Source organism: Curvibacter sp. Hmag1.1 (genome assembly GCF_059769165.1).
This window is the reverse complement of sequence record NZ_JBMBGX010000002.1, coordinates 615449-635324: the sequence shown is the minus strand read 5'-3', so window position 1 is coordinate 635324 and position 19876 is coordinate 615449. Positions and strand designations below refer to the sequence as shown.

At 60.3% G+C, this 19876-nt stretch carries 17 protein-coding genes, 1 pseudogene and 1 riboswitch; of the genes and pseudogenes, 10 read left to right on the top strand and 8 right to left on the bottom strand.

Features of this window, described 5'->3' with window-relative positions; genetic code table 11:
* The first annotated feature begins 3 nt into the window (after positions 1–3).
* The 6 genes from ACOAP0_RS03420 (at position 4) to ACOAP0_RS03395 (ending at position 4831) form a co-directional block, all read left to right on the top strand.
* Positions 4–510 (top strand): SRPBCC family protein, encoded by a 507-nt coding sequence (locus ACOAP0_RS03420; RefSeq protein WP_498375578.1) that lies wholly within the window; start codon positions 4–6, stop codon positions 508–510.
* The gene (locus ACOAP0_RS03415; protein ID WP_498375579.1) at positions 497–862 is read left to right on the top strand and encodes a DoxX-like family protein; all 366 of its coding nucleotides are present in this window, start codon (positions 497–499) and stop codon (positions 860–862) included. Before ACOAP0_RS03420 ends, ACOAP0_RS03415 begins: the two co-directional genes overlap by 14 nt.
* Positions 859–1335, top strand: a complete 477-nt coding sequence (locus tag ACOAP0_RS03410) for a DUF2269 family protein (protein WP_498375580.1) — start codon at positions 859–861, stop codon at positions 1333–1335. The genes ACOAP0_RS03415 and ACOAP0_RS03410 overlap by 4 nt, the downstream gene beginning before the upstream one ends.
* A gap of 34 nt (positions 1336–1369) precedes the next feature.
* Positions 1370–1463: riboswitch (TPP riboswitch) on the top strand.
* A gap of 60 nt (positions 1464–1523) precedes the next feature.
* A complete protein-coding gene (locus tag ACOAP0_RS03405; RefSeq protein ID WP_498375581.1) occupies positions 1524–2567 on the top strand; it encodes a thiamine ABC transporter substrate-binding protein in 1044 nt (347 codons plus the stop codon).
* 40 nt (positions 2568–2607) lie between these two features.
* Positions 2608–4179 (top strand): ABC transporter permease, encoded by a 1572-nt coding sequence (locus ACOAP0_RS03400; RefSeq protein WP_498375582.1) that lies wholly within the window; start codon positions 2608–2610, stop codon positions 4177–4179.
* Complete coding sequence (locus ACOAP0_RS03395) at positions 4172–4831, top strand: ABC transporter ATP-binding protein (RefSeq protein WP_498375584.1); 660 nt, start codon at positions 4172–4174, stop codon at positions 4829–4831. The genes ACOAP0_RS03400 and ACOAP0_RS03395 overlap by 8 nt, the downstream gene beginning before the upstream one ends.
* A 17-nt stretch (positions 4832–4848) precedes the next feature.
* On the opposite strand, the gene ACOAP0_RS03390 is transcribed toward ACOAP0_RS03395, so the two are convergent.
* From ACOAP0_RS03390 to ACOAP0_RS03365, 6 genes are all read right to left on the bottom strand, one after another.
* Positions 4849–5688, bottom strand: coding sequence for a substrate-binding periplasmic protein (locus ACOAP0_RS03390; protein ID WP_498375585.1), 840 nt, complete (start codon positions 5686–5688; stop codon positions 4849–4851).
* 66 nt (positions 5689–5754) lie between these two features.
* The gene (locus ACOAP0_RS03385) at positions 5755–6411 is read right to left on the bottom strand and encodes an ABC transporter ATP-binding protein (protein ID WP_498375587.1); all 657 of its coding nucleotides are present in this window, start codon (positions 6409–6411) and stop codon (positions 5755–5757) included.
* A complete protein-coding gene (gene miaA / locus ACOAP0_RS03380; protein WP_498375588.1) occupies positions 6408–7382 on the bottom strand; it encodes a tRNA (adenosine(37)-N6)-dimethylallyltransferase MiaA in 975 nt (324 codons plus the stop codon). The genes ACOAP0_RS03385 and miaA overlap by 4 nt, the downstream gene beginning before the upstream one ends.
* Positions 7379–8803: an MATE family efflux transporter gene (locus tag ACOAP0_RS03375; protein ID WP_498375589.1), complete on the bottom strand. Its 1425-nt coding sequence runs from the start codon at positions 8801–8803 to the stop codon at positions 7379–7381. The genes miaA and ACOAP0_RS03375 overlap by 4 nt, the downstream gene beginning before the upstream one ends.
* Before the next feature lie 135 nt (positions 8804–8938).
* A complete protein-coding gene (locus tag ACOAP0_RS03370; RefSeq protein ID WP_498375590.1) occupies positions 8939–10114 on the bottom strand; it encodes a glycerophosphodiester phosphodiesterase in 1176 nt (391 codons plus the stop codon).
* 70 nt (positions 10115–10184) lie between these two features.
* Entirely contained in the window at positions 10185–11078 is an 894-nt protein-coding gene (locus tag ACOAP0_RS03365) for a DMT family transporter (RefSeq protein ID WP_498375591.1), read from the bottom strand.
* Positions 11079–11229: 151 nt separating this feature from the next.
* Here ACOAP0_RS03365 and trhP point away from each other — a divergent pair, with 151 nt between their 5' ends.
* Positions 11230–12570, top strand: coding sequence for a prephenate-dependent tRNA uridine(34) hydroxylase TrhP (trhP, locus tag ACOAP0_RS03360; protein ID WP_498375592.1), 1341 nt, complete (start codon positions 11230–11232; stop codon positions 12568–12570).
* A gap of 52 nt (positions 12571–12622) precedes the next feature.
* On the opposite strand, the gene ACOAP0_RS03355 is transcribed toward trhP, so the two are convergent.
* Both ACOAP0_RS03355 and mutL read right to left on the bottom strand, forming a co-directional pair.
* Entirely contained in the window at positions 12623–13360 is a 738-nt protein-coding gene (locus tag ACOAP0_RS03355; RefSeq protein ID WP_498375593.1) for a DNA alkylation repair protein, read from the bottom strand.
* Positions 13361–15378: pseudogene (gene mutL, locus ACOAP0_RS03350) on the bottom strand (DNA mismatch repair endonuclease MutL).
* A gap of 94 nt (positions 15379–15472) precedes the next feature.
* Here mutL and ACOAP0_RS03345 point away from each other — a divergent pair.
* From ACOAP0_RS03345 to ACOAP0_RS03335, 3 genes are read left to right on the top strand one after another with little or no spacing between them, the layout of a single operon-like run.
* Entirely contained in the window at positions 15473–16285 is an 813-nt protein-coding gene (locus ACOAP0_RS03345; protein WP_498375594.1) for a sterol desaturase family protein, read from the top strand.
* 7 nt (positions 16286–16292) lie between these two features.
* A complete protein-coding gene (locus ACOAP0_RS03340; protein ID WP_498375595.1) occupies positions 16293–16937 on the top strand; it encodes a VTT domain-containing protein in 645 nt (214 codons plus the stop codon).
* Between the two features lie 15 nt (positions 16938–16952).
* Entirely contained in the window at positions 16953–19874 is a 2922-nt protein-coding gene (locus ACOAP0_RS03335; RefSeq protein ID WP_498375596.1) for an EAL domain-containing protein, read from the top strand.
* The last annotated feature ends 2 nt before the right edge of the window (positions 19875–19876 follow it).

The following is a 19876-nucleotide window of genomic DNA, read 5'->3' as shown; positions in this document are numbered from 1 at the left end:
GCCATGGCTCACGGCACATTTGAGTTTCAGATGCCCGCTCCGTCAGCAGTGGTGTTTGATGCATTTCACTACCACGCATGGCGGCTACGCTGGGACTCATTGGTCAAGAACACGCGGGTTGAAGGTGGTGCTCCGTGTCCCTCGGTCGGGGTGGTTACGGTCAGCGGTGGCAAGGGCTGGATGCAAAGCTTATCCATGCACACCCGATTCGTCAGCTACTCGCCCCCCTCATTAGCGGCTGCGACCATGGTGGGGACCGCATTTCCATTCTCGCGTTGGGCCGCTTCCATGCGCCACAGGGACAGTGGGGAAGGTCGTTCCATTCTTTTGTACACCTACACACTGGAAGCCGGTCCCGGGTTTCTGATGCGATGCATCGAACCTTTGATTGACGCCGTTTTCAGGTACCAGACGCGGAAGCGCTTTGCGCGTTTGCAGTCGTTTTTGGCCCAACATGCTTCTGACGTAGAACAGTGGCAAGCCGGAGGAAGACGCAATGTCTCTTTCTGATCGAAATTTGCTGCGCTATAGCTTGGTGTTGGTGTGGCTACTCACCGCAATTTGCAGTGTGTGGGAGTTGGAAGGGCAGAGCCGCGCGTTGTTGCTTGCAGGTGGCATTGCGGATCCGCTTCTTGCCAATGTCTTGGTGTGGAGTGGCGCTGCGCTAGACCTGATTCTTGGCGTGCTCTTGTGGTGGAAACCGCGCCGCCGTGTCTTTCTTGCAGCACTTATTGCCATGTTGCTCATGACAGTTGTCGCTACGCTTCTGACACCGGCTTTGTGGTTGCATCCTTTGGGGCCCCTCTCCAAAAATTTGCCCATTGCAGCCATCCTTTTTGTTTTGATGAGGAGTACCAAATGAGTGGCTTTTTGCTGGTCAAGTGGATCCATATCCTGTCCAGCACAGTTCTGGTTGGTACCGGCTTTGGCACCGCGTTCTACATGTTTTTCGTGAACCGCAGCGGGGTCGTTGCAGCACAGGCGGTGGTGACCCGATTGGTTGTTCGCGCCGACTGGTGGCTTACCACGCCCGCAGCGGTGGTCCAGCCGGTGACAGGGTTCATGATGGTCTATCTCGCGGGGTACCCCTGGGACTCGCCTTGGCTGGTGGTGTCTTTTGCGCTTTACCTGATCACCGGTGCCTGCTGGATGCCGGTGGTCGGTTTGCAGATCCGCATGGCGGCTCTCGCCAAAGAGGCCCATGAGAATGGGCAGCCCTTGCCCGGGGAGTACTGGGACCATGCCCGCCGTTGGGAAGCCTTGGGCTATCCGGCCTTTGTGGCCATGCTGGCCGTGTTCTATCTCATGGTCCATAAACCGGTTCTTTGGGGCTAGCGCGTGCAGCCATGGGCTGAAAGCCTACAATCACGGCTTCCACCGGGGGTGTCCGTCACAGGACTGAGAAATACCCCATGTACCTGATCTGGGTTATGCCAGCGTAGGAAGTGTGAGAAGCCAGAGTCCCGTTTGCGGATGCAGGTTTTTGATGCAGCCTTCGCCGGCGCATTGAAAGAGAGCACACCATGCAATACGGGATTTTTTCGTTTCTGAAGACCACTCTGGGCGCCGCCTTTTTAGCCGCTGGTCTTACCGCTGGCCTCACCGCTGCACATGCTGCCGACCTGCGTGTACTGACACACAGCTCCTTCACCGTCCCCAAGCCATTGCTGGCCCAGTTTGAAAAAGAAAATGGCGTGAAGCTGCGAATCACCAAAGCGGGTGATGCCGGCGAGATGCTCAACAAGCTCATCCTCACCAAGGCCAACCCGATTGCCGACGTGGTGTATGGCATTGACAACGCTTTGGCCCCCAAGGCACTGGCGGCTGACGTGCTGGAAGCCGGTGCCCCAGTTGCGGCCGGCCGCAAACCCGTGGCTGAATTGCCCGCGCCCCTGGTGCCGGTGGACTACGGCTATGTCACCCTGAACTACGACAAAGCCTGGTTCGCCAAAAACGGTGTGGCCTTGCCCAAAACCCTGGACGACTTGACGCAACCGGCCTACGCCAAATTGCTGGTCGTGCAAAACCCGGCCACCAGCAGCCCCGGCTATGCGTTTTTGCTCTCTACCATCGCCACCTTGGGCGAAGACAAGGCCTTTGATTTCTGGGCCAAGCTGCGCGCCAATGGCCTGAAAGTGGCCAAGGGCTGGACCGAGGCCTACTACACCGAGTTCAGCCAGAACGGCGGCAAGCACCCCATGGTGGTCAGTTATGCCACCAGCCCGGCGGCCGAGCTGTTCTACAGCAAGACCAAATTGGTCGAACCACCCACCGGCTCCTTGAGCTTGCCGGGTGCGGTGTTCCGCCAAGTCGAAGGCGTGGCGCTGGTCAAGGGCGGCAAAAACCGCGCCGCCGCCGAGAAGTTTGTGGACTTCATGCGTTCTGCCCCTGTTCAAACCGGCATGCAAACCGAAATGTGGATGTTCCCCGCCGAAGCTGGTGTGGCCAAGGCTGAGGCCTTCAAGTTCGCGCCTGAGCCCACGGCGTTCAGCGCCCCTTCGGATGCGGACATTGCGGCCAAGGGCGCAGAGTGGGTGGCGCGCTGGACCAAGGCGGTCTTGAAGTAAGTGCTGTCACGGTGCGCGGTGCGTGGAGCGTAAAGGCGGGATGCAAGCTGTAGCGAGGCGGTCCGGCGTCTTTGCGCGCTGGTGGCTGGCAGCAGTGCCCCTCGCGTTTCTCGCTGTGGTCTTGGTAGCGCCGGCGCTGCGCTTGGTCGCGGAGGGTTGGGGTGTAGAGAGCTTGTGGGCACCTTGGCAGGATGACTATTTGCGCGGGCGCCTGCTTTGGTCACTGGCGCAAGCGGCTCTGACCTGCGTTGCTACTTTTCTGCTGGGCTTGCCCATGGCTTGGGTGCTGGCACGCTGGGAGTTCCCCGGTCGGTCACTCCTGTTGCGAGGGCTGATGCTGCCCTTTGTGGTGCCGACTCTAGTGGCTGCCATGGGGGTGTTGGCGCTTGCAGGACCGAACGGTTGGCTCCCCCGCTGGGGTGGGCCGGACCTGCAGGGCACACCCTGGCTGCTGCTGTACGGCAACCTGTTTTTCAACCTGTGTGTGGTGGTGCGTGCCGGCGTCGATGCGCTTTCCAGTGTGAGTGCCGCGCGAGTGGCCGCGGCCCGCAGTCTGGGGGCCACACCCTGGCGGGCTTTCTGGCGGGTGGAGTGGCCGGCCGTTGCGCCGTGGTTGGCCTCCGCCCTGTGCCTGGTGTTTCTGTATTGCTTCTCGGGGTTTGGTCTGGCCTTGGTGCTGGGCGGGCAGGACTACGCCACCGCCGAGGTCGAGATCTACACCTTGGTCGCCCACGAGCTGCAGCTCGGGCAGGCCGGTGTGCTGTCTTTGTGGATGCTGGCACTCACCGCCATCGTGGCCTGGGGCTATGCCTTCATGGAGCGCCGTTTGGCCACACCCGCGCGTGCAGACGCCATACCCCGCCGCCGCCCGCAGGGCTGGGCCGCTTGGGGGACAGTGGTCGCTGTTGTGTTGATATGGATGCTTATTTGTGCTGCGCCGCTCGTCAGCATTGCGCGAGGCGCTATGAATTCAGGAGCAATCGCGTGGACCGTGTTGACCGATGAAGACACACTCTTGGCCTTGTCCAACACCGCGCAATTCTCCGCACTGGCGCTGGCGCTGGCTACTGGCTTGGGGCTGGCTCACGCCTTGGCCGCGCAGCGCGTGCTGTGGCTGCGCACGCTGGTGTTTCTGCCCTTTATCGTGTCACCGGTGATGGTGGCATTTGGATTGCTGCTGCTGTACCCGCAGTGGAGCGGCAGCTTCGGGGTGCTGGTAGCGGCGTATGCGTTGTTGGCCTATCCCTTCGTCGCCAAGTCGCTAGCCGCGAGGCTAGACAGCCTGCCCGCGCACTACCTGGAGGCCGCGCGCAGCTTGGGCGCAAGTCCGTGGCGCTGCTTCTGGCGGGTGACCTTGCCATTGCTGGCACCGGCCTTGCGCCGGGGAATGGCATTTGCCGCTGCCACCGCAGTGGGGGAGTTTGCGGTCAGCCTGTTTTTATCGCGCCCTGAGTGGGCCACGCTCACCACCCTGATCTACCAGCATCTGGGCAAACCGGGGGCGGACAATCTGGCAGCTGCACAAGTGTTGGCCTGTGTGTTGATGGGGCTAGCTTTGCTGGCCTTTGTGTTGATTGAATGGCCCACGGATGAGGACGAAGCGCGTGCTTGAGCTGCTGAACATTTCCAAACAATGGGCACCGCCGCGCGGTGCGCCGAAAGCCTTGCTGCGTGGTGCATCGGTGGCAGTGGCCGCTGGCGAAACCGTGGCCTTGCTCGGACCCAGCGGCAGCGGCAAAAGCACCTTGTTGCGCATTGCGGCCGGGCTGGAGCAGGCGGATGCCGGCATGGTGCGCATGGATGGCGCAGACATTTCTGCCACACCGCCCGAGCGGCGCGGCTTTGCGCTCATGTTCCAGGATTTCGCCCTGTTCCCGCACCTCAACGTGCAGGACAACGTAGCGTTCGGGCTGGTCGAGCAGCGCATACCCAAAGCGGCTGCGCGCGATCAAGCGCGGGCCATGTTGGCGCGCTTCGGCTTGTCGGCCTACGCTTTGTCCAAAGTCTGGCAACTCTCCGGCGGCGAGCAACAGCGCGTGGCGCTCGCCCGTGCGCTGATCACCCGCCCCCGGGCCCTGCTGCTGGACGAGCCTTTCTCAGCGCTGGATGCTGACTTGCGCTTGCAATTACGGGACGAATTCAAGGCCCATATCGCTGAACACCGGATGGCTACCTTGTGGGTCACGCATGACGAGTCGGAGGCGCGGGCAGTGGCCGCGCGAGGATACCGGCTGCAGGAAGGACTACTTGTTCAGCAGTGGTAAGAGGTGATTGGGCGGCCCTAAGGGGCCGTCTTTTCGAGCGGCTTGATGCTGTCCTTGAGCACCTGCGGCGGGTAATAGGCCGCGAAGCCTTTGTGCACAGTACCGGCCTGTGCGGTGCGCTGCATCGCAGACTGCAGGAACTTCATCAGGCCGGGTTCCAGTGAGGTCTTGGAGAGGTAGACGCCACTCTCTCCCCATGGAATGTTGTCCAGGGGTTCAAAACGCAACTTTTCCAATTGGTCGCTCAATCGCACATCTTCCTGCATGGCACCGTAGATGATGGTGGGCACCATGATGGTCACATCGTTGGAGTTGGTCTTCATCAGACGCGCTACCGCGTTGGGATCGGCCTCCAGAAGAACCCGGTTCTCTTTGCCCATCGCCTCGATCAGCTCGTGGTACGCGTTGCCATAGTCGTAGCCGCGCACCACCACCAAACGGACCTCTTTGTTGTTCAGTACGTCCTGCGTCGTTTTGAAGGGTGCACGTTGCAAGTCGCCCAAGGAAATCACCATGGCTCGGCTCCGCACCATGGGGACGAATACACCGAACTCATCCCGCCTCACAGACCGGGTGCTCGCCACAATCATGTCGGCCTTGCCGCTCTCGTACAGTTTTTCAAGGCGGGCGCGGGGAACCGGCATGACAACAAAGCGGCATTTCTCTTTCGTGGAAATGGCGTTGAGGATGTCGGGGTAAATGCCGCGCACGGCATCGCCATCAATGACTACGCTCTGGCCCGTGGCAGACACGGGCACTTGGATGGCGCGGTTGCAATGTGCCGTTGCGAGGCCTGACACGCTGATGCCCAAGCTTGCCATGGCGATGCGACGGTTGATGCCTGCTGGTGACTTCAAGATGTGGGCTGCGCTTGCGTTTTGTTACAAATTTCGCACTCAGTCTAACGCAGCGCCTGGCGTTTGTCAGCCACGAGCGTCCGTCATGCCTTCGGCGCGCAAATGCAGTACCCGGTCGGCCTGTTCGGTCGCGGCCAGTGAGTGGGTCACGAGCACCAGTGCGCTGCCATGTTCGCGGGACTGGTGCACCAAGGCCTCCATCACTTTGGCCGCGGTGCCGGGGTCCAGGTTGCCGGTGGGTTCGTCCGCCAAAATAAGCGCCGGCTGATGCACCAATGCTCGGGCGATAGCCACGCGCTGTAACTGCCCGCCGCTGAGTTGCTGGGGCAGTCGTGCGCCCAGATCGCCCAAGCCCACGGCCTGCAGCATGGCGTTCACACGGTCCGGTTCATCACGTCCCAGAAGCAGTAACGGGAGAGCCACATTCTGGGCGACGTCGAGGTGCGGCAATACATGGAAGGCCTGGAATACAAACCCCACACTCTCCCGGCGCAGCAGCGCGCGGCCGTCGTCGGACAGGGTGCCAAGGTTCTGGCCCGCGAGTTCCACCATACCGCTGTCCCAGCTGTCCAAACCCGCCATGCAGTTGAGCAAGGTGGACTTGCCCACGCCGGACTCGCCCACGATAGCGACAAACTCACCAGGCGCCACGTCCAGATGGACGTTCTTGAACACCGGCGTGGTGCCGTAGTGCTTGGCCAAACCGGAAATGCGCAGAATCATGGGGTCTTCCGTTGACGTAGCGCGGCGCGTACAGCAGCCAGCAGTGCGCTTTGCGCGTCGGGCTGGTCTGCCGCAATCACTTGGCGCTGCGGCATGGAGCGCAACCACGTAATCTGCCGTTTGGCGAGCTGGCGTGTCGCGAAGATACCTTTGTCGCGCAGCTCGGCCATGGGCGAGGTGCCGGCCAACGCTTCCCATGCCTGGCGGTAGCCCACACAACGCATGCTGGGCAGGTCGGGGTGCAAGTCGCCCCGGGCCATGAGGGTTTTGACTTCATCCAGAAAACCGCCCTGCAGCATCAGGTCAAAGCGCTGGGCGATGCGCGCATGCAGCCAGGCGCGATCCTCCGGTTCCAAGGAAAAAAGGGCGCTGGCGCCCGTTTTATCTGCGCGAGCAGCTTCTTTTTTGATAGCGTCCTGCTGCGCATGAAAGGTGGAGAGTGGCTTGCCCGAGACACGGTACACCTCCAGCGCACGCTGGATACGCTGGCTGTCGGCTGGTGCCAAGCGGGCTGCGGTTACGGGGTCTACCGCAGCCAGTTGGGCGTGCATGGCGGGCCAGCCCAAGTCTGCGGCTTCGGCCTCCAGGGCGGCCCGGACTTCGGGGCTGGCTGCGGGCATGTCATCCAGCCCGTCAAACAAGGCTTTGAAGTACAGCATGGTGCCGCCCACCAGCAGCGGCAGTTTGCCGCGGGCGTGGATGTCTGTGATCAAGGCCTTTGCGTCCTTGACAAACTCGGCGGCGCTGTAGGCCTCCAAGGGGTCGCGGATGTTGATGAGGTGGTGGGGGACGGCGGCCAGCTCATCGGCTTCGGGTTTGGCGGTGCCGATGTCCATGCCCCGGTAGACCAGGGCGGAATCTACGCTGATGATTTCGGCGTTGTGCTCTGCGGCGATGGCCAATGCGGCGGCGGTTTTGCCGGCAGCGGTGGGGCCGGCCAGACACAGGTAAAAAGGCAAAGCTTGGCTCATGCACGGGCCCCCGCTTGGATACGCGACCGCGTTACACGCTGGAGCAAGAGCAGCAGTCCGACGGCTGCCACTGTGAGACCCACCACTAACGCGATCCAGAACCCTTGGGCGCCCATGGCCTGCGCAGGCCGCCATGGCAGCCACTGTGGCGCCAGACCCAGCACGCAACCCAGGGGCAGTGAGAAACCCCAGAATGCGGTGAGGTGTATCACCATGGGGCTGCGGGAGACCTTATAGCCCCTGATGGCACTGCTGATGACGACCTGCGCAGAGTCCGACATCTGGAACACTGCCGCCAGAAACAGCAACTGGGCAGCCAGAGCTGCCACGTTCGCATCGTTCGTGTAAGCCCAAGCAATCTGGTGTGCGCCTGCTGCAATGCCGATGGCAGACAGCAGCCCGAAGCCCAGCCCGGCCTTCACGCCCACCCAGGCCCGGAACTTTGCAGCGACTGGATCGCCTGCGCCCAGGCTTTGGCCCACGCGGGTGAGCAGGGCAATGCCCAGACTCAGAGGCACCATGAACACGAGGGAAGTGAAGTTCAGGGCAATCTGGTGGGCGGCCACTTCCCGGCTGCCGAAGCCGGCAATCAGCAGGGCGATCAGGCCGAAAGCACTGGTCTCGGCAAAGTAGGTCACCCCGATGGGGAAGCCCAGTCTCCACAAAGCGGCAAGTTTTTCAGGGTGCGGGCCTTCCCATTGCGCGAACGGCCAGGTGCTGCGGTAGGCGGGTGCCAAGCGCATCCACACCAGCAGACCCAGGAAGTTGAACCACACGCAGATGAGCGTGGCCCAGGCACAACCCAGGCCCCCCAGCCGTGGAAAGCCCCAGCTGCCGAACACCAGCAGCCAGTTCACCAGAATGTTGAGCAGCAGTGCCGCCACTGACATGACCATGAGCGGCTTGGTCTGGTTCAGGCTGGCGCTGTAGCCGTAGAGCACCCGGTAGCAGGCAAACGCCGGAAGCGCGAAGCTGATGATGAACACAAAACCGGTGGCCACCTCGTGCACGTGGGGCTCGATGTCCATGTAGTCGAACACCAGTGCGGAGAGCTGAGTGAGCACCATAGCTACGGTGCCCACGCCCAGCGCTTTCCACATGCCTTGGCGTACCAAATGCGGCACTAGCGTGAACTCTCGAGCACCCACATGGTGGGCCACCATGGGGGCCACGGACATCATCAGGCCCATGAGCGTGATGATGACGATGTTCCAGATCGACACCCCCAGCGATATGCCTGCCAGGTCGTGGGCCGACGCATGGCCTGCCATGGCCACGTCCACCACCGACATACCCACATTCGCCAGCTGCCCGATCAGGATGGGCCAGGCCAAAGCCCAGAGAGCCGCGAGTTCAGTGCGGGTGTTGGTGCGGGGGGGGACTGATTCAGGCGGGAGGGGGCTTGCAAGCGGGGCGGTCATGTGCCGGCCATTTTACGGGGCACCTTCCGCTTTGCGGGCGCCGGCAAGAGTGGCCTTGCGACGCGCTTGCCTGGTAGCTTGTTCTGCCAAAAAAAACAGCGCCGAAGCGCTGTTTTTGTGAGGACTTGCGGATGCTTACTTGCCGTCGCGCGCGGACACCGCGGTATCCGGGAAGTCACTGAACAAGCCATCCACGCCGAGGGCATAGAAACGCTTGTATTCGGCCTTGGGGTCACCTTTGTAGTCCGACAGCAAGCCGGGGGCTTCGCTGCGGAAGGTGTAGGCGTGCACGAACAAGCCGGCGGCGTGGGCGTTCTTCACCACGTCAGTCGGGGGCAGGGCCACGCGATCAGCGTCGGTGATCTTGCCGTCGCCATTGAGGTCGCGCGGTTTGCCGTCAGCACCCATCACATGGGCGGCGCTGGCCAGATAGGGCTTCCAGGGGCCGATGCCATCTGCGTAGGTTTTGACTTCCGCCAGACCTTTGGGCGTCAGCAGGTCGGGGAAGGTGCGGCTGTCTTTGGCTATAGCAAAGTCATAAGGCTTGTCGAAAGGAGCGACCAGGGTCACATTGCCTTTGGAGTCCACATCGTCCGCATCCACCAATTGGACCAGGCGCACTTGGGTGAGCTTGCGCAGCGCTTTGAGGTTGGAGACTTCAAACGACTGGATGATGACTGGAGAGTCTTTCTTGGTGTAACCGTATTCGGCCAGCATGGCCAACAAGCGTGGCTCGATAGGCAGACCGGCATCCACGTGGTAAGTGGGGTGCTTGGTCTCTGGGTACACGCCGATGGTGCGGCCGGTGCGGGCCGACTCGGTTTTGGCAAGCTCCAGAATTTCGCGGAAGGTCGGGATCTGGAATTGGCCATCAAACGACTTGTCGCGCGCAGCATTCGGCTGCTTAGCGCGCAGGGTGCGCAGTTCGGCGAGGGTGAAGTCGGTGACGAACCAGCCGGTCTCGTTCACGCCATCGACCTTGCGGGTGGTTTTGCGGCTGGCAAATTCGGCGCGGGTGGAGACGTCTGTGGTGGCGGTGATGTTGGGTTCGTGGCGGGCTACCAGCTCACCGTCTTTGGTGACGACCAGATCAGGCTCGATGAAATCGGCGCCCATTTCAATGGCCTTTTTGTAAGACGCGAGGGTGTGTTCGGGCAAGTAGCCGCTGGCGCCACGGTGGCCGATGACCAGGGGCTTGGCGCCATTCAAGGTGGGGTAGCCGCTGGTGGCTGTTCCCATGGTGGTGCAGGCAGCGAGCAAGGTCGCGATCGACACAGCGACGGCAGTAGCTGCAAAACGGATGGTTTTCATGAAGTCCCTTGTTGTGAAATAAACCAACGCGGGATCATGGTGGGGCCGGATGACTGTTGCGTGACAGGCCCTAGGGCTTGGCGTCAATCAGGTCCAGCCAACGCTGCAAGGGGTTGAAGCCGGTGATCAGCGCGCTGGCCACCAGCACCAGGCTGCCGCCCAGCAGCAAGCCGTGCCCTAGTTCCTCACCCAAAAAAAGATGTCCCCACAACACTCCGAACACCGGCACCATGAAGATGGGGCTCATCGCAGCGACAGGTGTGACGTGACGCAGGATCCGCAAATGGGCCCAGTAGGCCAGGCCCGAGGTGGCGATGCCCATCACCGCCACTGCGCCCAATGCCTGCCAGCTGAAGCGGGCATCCGGCAAGCTGTAGGCAGCGCCGGGGAGCAGCATTGCCAAAGACAAGACGTGAATACCTGCTGCAATTTGCAGAGGCTGCATGTGGCCCACTGCACGTTTGGTGATCGGGGTGGAAAAGCCATAACAGGCTGACGCCGCTACACAGGCCAGCACCGCCAGCACCACGTTGAGCGAGGGCTCCACAGGCCCCAGGCTCACGATCAGCGCCACCCCCGTAAAGCCGCAGGCGCAGCCCAGGAGCTTTTTGAAGGTGATGGTGTCCTCGCCCATGCGGGCGGACGCAAACATGCCAAAGATCACCGCCGTGGAGTTCAGCAGCGCGCTGTAGCCCGCAGGCAGTTGCAGCCCGGCCCATGCGAATAGCAAGAACGGCATGGCCACTGACAAGGCGCCGATGGCGGCCAGGGAACGCCAGTGTTGCCATGCCCAGCGCTGGCCCATCAAGCTCATCAGCACGGCCAGTGTGGCGGTAGCCATGGCTACCCGCAGCAGGGCGAGCACGTTGGGGCCGAACACCGGGCTGGCAATGCGGATGAATAGGAAAGACGCGCCCCAGAGTGATGACAGCGCCAGCAGCTGCAGGAAATATTTGGTTTTCATGGGTGCTGACATTGTGCGTTGGTTGATGTGGGTCAAGGTTTTCGCGGCCGCTTTTGCAGGTGGCATCAGGATAATTCCGGGATGACGTTTCCCGCCGCTCCCACCCCCCCCAAAAACACCTGAACTCCTGGCCCCTGCTGGCTCGCTGGCCATGTTGCACACCGCGCTGGCTTTTGGTGCCACCGCAGTGTATGCGGGGCAGCCCCGCTATTCCTTGCGCGTGCGCAACAACGACTTCGGCAGCCTCGATGTGCTGCGTGCGGGCATTGAGCACACGCACGCGCAGGGGAAGAAGTTTTACCTGGTGTCCAACATCTTTCCGCACGGCAACAAGACGCAGAGCTATGTGAAGAACATGCAGCCGGTGATTGACCTCAAGCCCGACGCCATGATCATGTCTGACCCCGGCCTCATCATGCTGGCGCGCGAAGCCTGGCCGGAGATGGAAATTCACCTCTCGGTGCAGGCCAACACAGTGAATGCAGCGGCGGTGAAGTTCTGGAGCAAGGTGGGTATTAGCCGCGTGATCCTCTCGCGCGAGTTGTCGCTGGACCAGGTGGCCCAGATTCGTCAGGACTGCCCGGACACCGAGCTGGAAGTGTTTGTGCATGGCGCGCTGTGCATTGCCTATTCGGGCCGCTGCCTGCTCTCGGGTTACTTCAACCATCGTGATGCCAACCAGGGCAGTTGCACCAATTCCTGCCGCTGGGACTACAAGACGCATGTGGCCCAGGTGGATGCGAGTGGTGATGTGCTGAGCCCTCAGCGCAGCGGCCACGCCTGCGGACAGGGCAGCACAGTGCCCGCCGAGGCCCATCAAAGCATTGCTTACTTGCTGGAAGAGAGCCAGCGCCCCGGTGACTACATGCCTATCGAGGAAGACGAGCACGGCACCTACGTGATGAATTCCAAAGACTTGCGCGCCATCGAGCATGTGCAGCGCTTGGTGGAAATCGGCGTGGACTCGCTCAAGATCGAAGGCCGCACCAAGAGCCCGTATTACGTGGCCCGCACTGCGCAGGCTTATCGGGCAGCCATTGACGACGCCGTGGCCGGTCGCGCGCTCAACCCCGAGCTGCTGGGCCAGCTCGAAGGTCTGGCCAACCGGGGTTACACCAGCGGTTTCTTCCAGCGCCACACGCCTGAGGCCACCCAGAACTACCTGCGCGGCTACTCCGAGAGCGGGCGCAGTCTGTACGTGGGCGATGTGCTGGCGTTTGATGCAGAGCGGGGGCTGGCGCAGGTGAATGTGCGCAACAAGTTTGCAGTGGGCGACCGGTTGGAAATCATCTACCCCGCAGGCAACTTCGATGCGATTCTGACCCGCATGGAAAACGCAGACTGCTCCGCGATGGACGTGGCTCCTGGCAGTGGGCACACCGTATGGGTGGATTTGCCAGAGACCAGCGTAGGTGGGTTTGTTGCTCGCTATCTGGCCTGCGCGGAGCCGTCTGCCCCTGCCCAATTGGAAGATGTGGTGCTATCTATTTAGGAGCTACTCGCGCATATTGGGTGAGCGCTACCGATCGTTTTGACGATGAATTTCAATCTTTGAAGCGGCCGAGAAGGAATTCCTTCCTTTTAGGGGCATCAAATCTTTCAATTGCATAGCGCAGCGAGGTGCGGGGCAGGGCGGCGTAGTGGGTTTGCAAGAAACCAAGTAGACGGGCTTCGTCCCGTTTGCCCAGCTCGCGCAGCATCCAGCCGCAGGCTTTGTGCATCAGGTCGTGCGGGTCGGCGAGAAGCTGTGCGTAAAGCTTCAGCGCATCGTCGAAGTCTCCCGCGCGGATAAAGGCGAAGGTGCTGAGCACTGCGATGCGCCGGTCCCACAGTACAGGGGAGTTTGCGAGTTCCCAGAGGATGCCCCGGTCGCGTTTCAGCAGATACGGGCCGCTAATATAGGGCGCCGAGCCGTCCACCAAGTTCCAGTTGTTGATACGGTCGCGGTGCTGCATGAAGCATGCATAGACCGCGGTCTGCACATCCGCCTTGCCCTTGGTGAAGCGCCTCACCATCACGTCCAGGGTCAGTAAGCGCACCTCGTTGTAAAGGGACTGCAGCAATGCCGCGCAGTCGGCTAGCGTGAGGGTGTTGAACTGGCGCGCGATCTCGCGGATCACCGGCACGCGGATGCCCAGAAACTGGTCGCCTTCGCCATACTGACCCGGTCCGCTTTGGAAGTAGCGTGCCGCTGTGGCGGCCTTGCCGGTATCGGCCAGTGCGAACAAGGCACTCTGGGCCGCGCAAGCCTCGGGGCTCAGGCCTGGCACCGGGGTGTGCATTTATCGTCCGCGCAAAAACAACGAGTCCAGCTCCTTGAGCGTGAGCTGGCGCCAGGTGGGGCGGCCGTGGTTGCACTGGTCGCTGCGCTCGGTGGCTTCCATGTCGCGTAAGAGCGCGTTCATCTCTTCGAGCGTGAGCTTGCGGTTGGCGCGCACCGCGCCGTGGCAGGCCATGGTGCCGAGGATTTCGTTTTGGGCGCGCTGGATGACAGTGCTGGCGTCGTGCTGCGCCAGCTCGGCCAACACACTGCGGGCCAGTTCTACCGCGTCACCTTGTGCCAAGGTGGTGGGCACGGCGCGCACGGCCAGGGTTTTGGGTGAGAAGGGGCTGATCTCCAAACCCAGAGTGTTGAGCGTGGCCACATGGGCTTCAGCGGTGGCCACTTCATCGGGGGTGGCGGCGAAGGTGGCGGGGATGAGCAGGGGCTGGCTGGCCAGTGGGTGCACAGTGCCGTCGGGGGCGGTGAGGCTGATTTGCTGTTTGAGTCTCTCGTAAACGATGCGTTCGTGTGCGGCGTGCATGTCCACGATGACCAGACCTTGGTTGTTTTCAGCGAGGATGTAGACGCCTTGCAGTTGGGCAATCGCTCGGCCCAGGGGCCAGGCTTCTTCGCTCGCCAGACGGCTGGGTGACTGCGCGCTCTGCTCCGTGTCCCCCGCCCGCTTTGCGGGCTCCTCCTTGACCTGCGCAGAGCCCGCAGTCGCCCAGCCATCTTGGGTTGCTGGGTTACGCTGCCAGAGCAGGCTGATGTCGTTGACGCGGTGGCCTATCAGACCTTCTTCTGCTTCGAATTTGATAGCTGGTTGCGCACTGTACATGGGCGCTACGGGCTTGTTGGGTATATAAATTCCCGGTGCGGGCAGGGCGCTGCCTTCGCTGGTGGTGCCGAAAAGGCTGGGCGCTTGGGTCTGGCCCGCTGTGGCGCCAGCTGCGGCTGCAGCGCGTGGGGCAGCCAGGGTGTCTTCCACCGCATGGCGCACGGCCTGGTGGACTTCGCGGCTGTCGCGAAAGCGCACTTCAATTTTGGTGGGGTGCACGTTCACGTCCACGCGCGTCGGGTCCATGGCCACGTAGAGGGCATAGACCGGTTGGCGGTTACCGTGCAGCACGTCTTCATAGGCGCTGCGGGCGGCGTGGGTGAGGACCTTGTCGCGCACAAAGCGGCCGTTGACGTAGCAGAACTGCTGGTCGGCGCGCGAGCGGGCGGCGTCGGGCACACCCGCGCGGCCCCAGACGCGAAGGGCCGGTTGGCCGAATTCGTTGGCTTGCTTGCTGTGCCAGTCCACCCGCACGCTCTGCGCCAGAAACTCCGGGCCCAATACATCGGAGAGGCGTTGGTCCAAGGCGGCGAGTGCGGCGTCCACCGCCGCATCCGCCAGCGGCACATCCAGGCAGCGGCGCCATTGCTCCACCAACTTGCCTTCGTGCCAGATGGCAAAGCCCACGTCGGGGCGAGCCAGGGCGTGGCGGCGTACGGATTCGATGCAATGCGCGAGTTCGGTGGCGTCAGTTTTAAGGAATTTGCGGCGCGCAGGGGTGCTGTAAAACAGCTCTTTGACCTCAACGGTGGTGCCCTGGCCCCGCGCCACCGGGCGCAGTTCGCCGGTGCGGCCATCGAGCAGATAGGCATCATTCAGGCCGCTGGCGCGTGACAGGATTGCGCAGTCCGCTATGGAATTAATAGCAGCCAATGCCTCACCCCGGAAGCCCATCGTGGCCACGCTTTCCAGGTCCTGCAGATTCCCGATTTTGCTGGTGGCGTGGCGCTTGAAGGCAATGGGAAGCTCATCGCGCAGGATGCCCTGGCCGTCGTCTTCCACGCTGATGAGGCGCACCCCCCCCCGGCCAGCAGGCGCAGGGTGACTTGGGTGGCGCCGGCGTCCAGCGCGTTGTCCACCAGCTCACGCACCACACTGGAGGGGCGCTCCACCACCTCACCGGCCGCAATCTGGCTGATGAGTTCGTCGGGGAGTTCGCGGATGGGGCGGCGGGGGGCGGTGGTCAATGGTGCGTTCACACAGGCATTTTAGGCGCCCGACCTTTTTGTAGTGGCACCGTGGGCTCTACATTAGGATGACGAAACACCAGGCGTTTCACCGCGGAGGACATTCATGGAGTTTTGGCAGTATTTGCAAGCCGGGCCATGGGGCGATTTGCAGGCGTGGCGATGGTTGGCGAGCCGCTTTGTAGGCAATTTTCTGAATGAAGGCATCTTTTATCTTGTAGCGGCCAGCTTCGTGTGGGGGCTTTTGCATGTGGCACTGCGCAGGCGACTGGCACACCGGCTCATTGCGCAATGGCCAAGCTCCGCCGATGTGCGTCGCGAGATGCTTTACTCGCTCAGCACCCTGTTGGTGTTTTCCGCAGTGGGCCTGGCAGTACTAGCGTCCGTGATTTCCGGCAAGGCTGATGTGTACTTCCAAGTGCGTCAGCACGGCTGGGCATGGTGGGTGCTCAGTTTTCCGTTGATGTTGCTTTGGCACGACTTCTATTTTTATGTCACTCACCGGTTGCTCCATACCCGCTGGTGGTTCCGGCATGTGCATGGGGTGCACCATCGTTCGCGAAACCCGTCCCCTTGGGCAGCGTATTCCTTTCATCCGGTAGAGGCATTGATCAATGCGATGGTCACGCCGCTGGCCCTGGCGTTAGTGCCTTTGCATGTCAGTGTGCTGCTGGCATTCACAGTGCACCAGATTCTCCGTAATGCGCATGGGCATGCCGCTGTAGAAACCATGCCTTCGGGATTTACCCGCCATTGGCTGTGGGGGCGATTCACCACAACCACCCATCACCATTTGCACCACGAGACCGCCAAAGGGAACTATGGCCTGTGGTTCACCTGGTGGGATCGCTGGCTTGGTACGGAGAGTGGGCAATATCACCAGCGTTTTGCAGAAGTGACTGGCAGGGCACAGCCATAATCAAGCCATGGACATCATCAGTACCCTCTTTGATTTCATCCTTCATGTAGACAAACACTTGGAGGTTTTTGTGCAGACCTACGGCCTGTGGGTCTATGCCTTGTTGTTTGCCATCGTTTTTGTGGAAACAGGTGTCGTGGTCATGCCGTTTCTGCCGGGTGACTCATTGTTGTTTGTAGTGGGTGCCATGTGCGGTGTAGGCTTGATGGACTACACCATTTCCGTCAGCCTATTGTTCGCGGCAGCCGTCTTGGGTAACCAGAGCAATTACACGATCGGACGCTTTATCGGGCCCAAAGTGTTTCAGTGGGAAGACTCTCGCTTCTTCAACAAGCAGGCTTTCAATCAGGCGCATGCGTTTTACGAAAAGTACGGCGGCATCACGATCGTGGCAGCACGCTTCATGCCTTTTCTGCGAACCTTTGCGCCTTTTGTGGCCGGCGTTGCACAAATGACACGTTCCAAGTTCACTTTTTTTGACGTGACAGGTGGAGCGCTGTGGGTAGGCGGTATCGTGACGGTAGGCTACTTCTTCGGAAATTTCCCCTGGGTAAAGGCGCACTTGGACAAAATCATCTGGGCCATGATCCTTATCCCCGGTTTCTTTGTGATGTTGGGAGCGCTGAAAAGCCGGGCCAAGCGGCCAGCCTGAACGTATCTGACCACTGTGCAAAAACTTGTTGGACCTCTGCTAGAGCGACTGACGACTTTCGTCTTTCCTTTTCTGTTGATCGGACTGGCCGCTTTTGCGTTAGTGATGCAGGCCGGTCGCGTCGAGAACTCTGCAGGTCGACAGCTGGAGCTGAGAGTCTGGGAGGACAGTAGTCCGTCAGGCACTTCGAGTGCGCAATTGGCGTCAGCCAAGCTGAATGCTGTTTCGCCCACAAAACTCCTGGAGACCCATCTTTCGACACGGCCGTTCTGGGTCGCTTTGAGCGTCGCCCGCGATACGCCCGTCATCGATTTTCCGTCCCGGCATGCAATGGCTTTGTCCTGTTGGGATGCGGAATCGGGCGTGGTTCTGGGATCCGGAAATAGATCTACTACGGATCGACGCATGTCGACCAGCAGGGCCGGTTTCTCTTTGGACTTGGAGGGTGTCGCAACCCGATCGCTGCTTTGTATTGCAAGCTTCCGGGGGCCAGCCAAGATTTCGGCGGAAGGCTGGACGCATGAGTCGCTAGAAAGTAGCCAGTTAGCACATCACCGCTCCGGGATCATGATTGAGGCGGCGATTGGAATGCTGGCAGTTTTCATGCTCTTGACCGCGCTCGTCAACAAAAGCCGTTTGTATCTCACATTTGTTGGCTGGTTGCTCTTGAACATGCGTATGGCAGGTATCTCTGCGGGAACCGATTTCGTGTTTTTCGGTTATCAGATTCCTGCGGACTACCTGATAGCGGTGAGACAACTCACGGTTTGCTCGTACTTTGCAATCACCATCGTTTTGTTCAACTTGCTATTCAGCAAGGAGCTGAAAAAATTCGCTTTTCAGCTGCCACTGCATCTCTTGCAAGTGTCTGCATTGACTGCGCTTGTCTTGGGACCACTTCTTCCATTTGAGGCGATGTTGGTTGGAGTTTGGCTGGGAACAGTGATTGGTGTCGCGGTCATTTTTTGTTACTTGATACTCATCTTGGTCGGCAACCATTCACGGGTTGCTGGATGGTATGTCGCTTCTATGGCAGTGACCTTGGGCGCAAGCCTTAACGAAGTGATTGCTGCTGCTTTAGACCAGCGGGCATTGCTTATTGGGCTAAACAGTGTTTCTGCGGCGATTGCCTCTGCACTTTTGGCATCCGCTGCAGTAGCCGAGCACATGCGAACGCATCGTCTTCAGACATTGAGAGCCCAGCAATTGCTTGAAGCTGCCTATCAGGATTCTCCAATAGGCTTGTTTTCCGTGGGTGACGGCGTCCTCATCAGCAAGATGAATCCCGCATTTGAATCATTGATGAGGGCAGAGCCACAAAGCAGCCCTATCCGTTTGCCGGAATTTTTTGATTCCGAGACGGTAAAAAGAATTGCTGCTCTGCACCTTGAAATAGCAGGTGGAACCATCGAGTTACAAACCAGCGTTGAGAGCGAGGACGGCCTCACACGACGTTGGTTTGCGATCCGCGCATCCACGGTAGACGGCAGCATCATCGAATGCTCCTTACAAGATATCACCGAGCGTGTTTCCGCCACAGAGCGGCTGGAATTTTTGGCCAGCCATGATCCACTTACCGGGTGCCTGAATTTGCGGGGCTTGGGGCAGCAAGCGGGCGCCGCCCAACAACGTCCAGTGGCCTTGGCGTATTTTGATCTGGACAGGTTCAAGCTGATCAATGATCTGTATGGTCATACCGCAGGTGATTTGGTTCTTAAGCAGGTGGCTGAGTGCATGCGACGCGTTTTGCAGACCGGGGACTTGTTGGCCCGCATTGGCGGTGACGAATTCGTTGTCGTTTTCTATCAGGGCAAGATGCCGGAATGCGAGGTCAAGTGCAACACCATCACTACGCTGATCGGCTCGGCACCATTCCAGATTGAAAGCCAGAGCTTTGCGTTGGATGTATCTGCCGGCTTGGTGGGTACTGACCAGTTCAAGTACTCGGAACTCAAAGAGATTGTTTCCGCTGCAGATACCCTGTGCCGGATGGCCAAGAAGCGGTCCCACCAGCGCATGGTGGTCATGGAGTCCGGGGACCGGTTTTTCCAACAGCACCAGGATGAGTTAGACCTCATCAATTGTCTGGAGCGTGGAGAAACGCCCGAGGGCTTGTTCCTTGTGATGCAACCGGAGGTGTCACTCAGCCGGCCCTTCGATTCTTTGAACTTTGAGATGCTGATTCGCCTTCGCAAGGCGGATGGCACGATAGTGCCAGCGGGCACCATCATTGAAGCTGCGGAGGCCCACGGCAAAACCGCCATCATCGATCGTTGGGTGGTAAATACGGCTATCCGTTGGCTAGAGGCTCACACGCACGAACTGCGCAACACCCATTTCGTAGGGGTGAACCTTTCCGGGGGCTCACTCAATGACGAGCTGTTCACCGAAGAGTTGTTTGCGTTGTTTAAGCAGCATCCGGTAGCGCTCGAAAAAATATGTATCGAGATTACCGAGACAGTGGCCATCACCGATATGCGCAATATGCAGCGCTTCATTGACCGGGTTCGCTCCATGGGCGGCAAGGTCGCGCTGGATGACTTCGGAGCCGGATACTCGTCTTTCGGCTACCTCAAAGGTTTGTCGGTGGATTCCCTGAAGCTGGATGGTTCATTGGTCCGGGACGCTGTCAGAAGCCAAGCCGGACAGGCCATCATCGTGGCAATCGCTGGCTTGGTAAGCAGTCTGGGAATGAAGTCAGTCGGCGAGTTCGCGGAGGACCTGCCTACTATCAAGGTGCTCTATGAAGCAGGTATTGACTATGCCCAAGGCTATGGCCTTAGCAAACCGGTCGAGGCGGACCGGATCCTGGCTGCAAGAAGTGGTGCGGATTTCGTTGAAGACCCTGAAATACTCGCGTTCCTGAAGCAATTGCAAAGTCAAGAGGAACCTAGCATGCGCTTGTTCTCTGATTCGGCTTTTTCTTCTGTTCAGTAGCT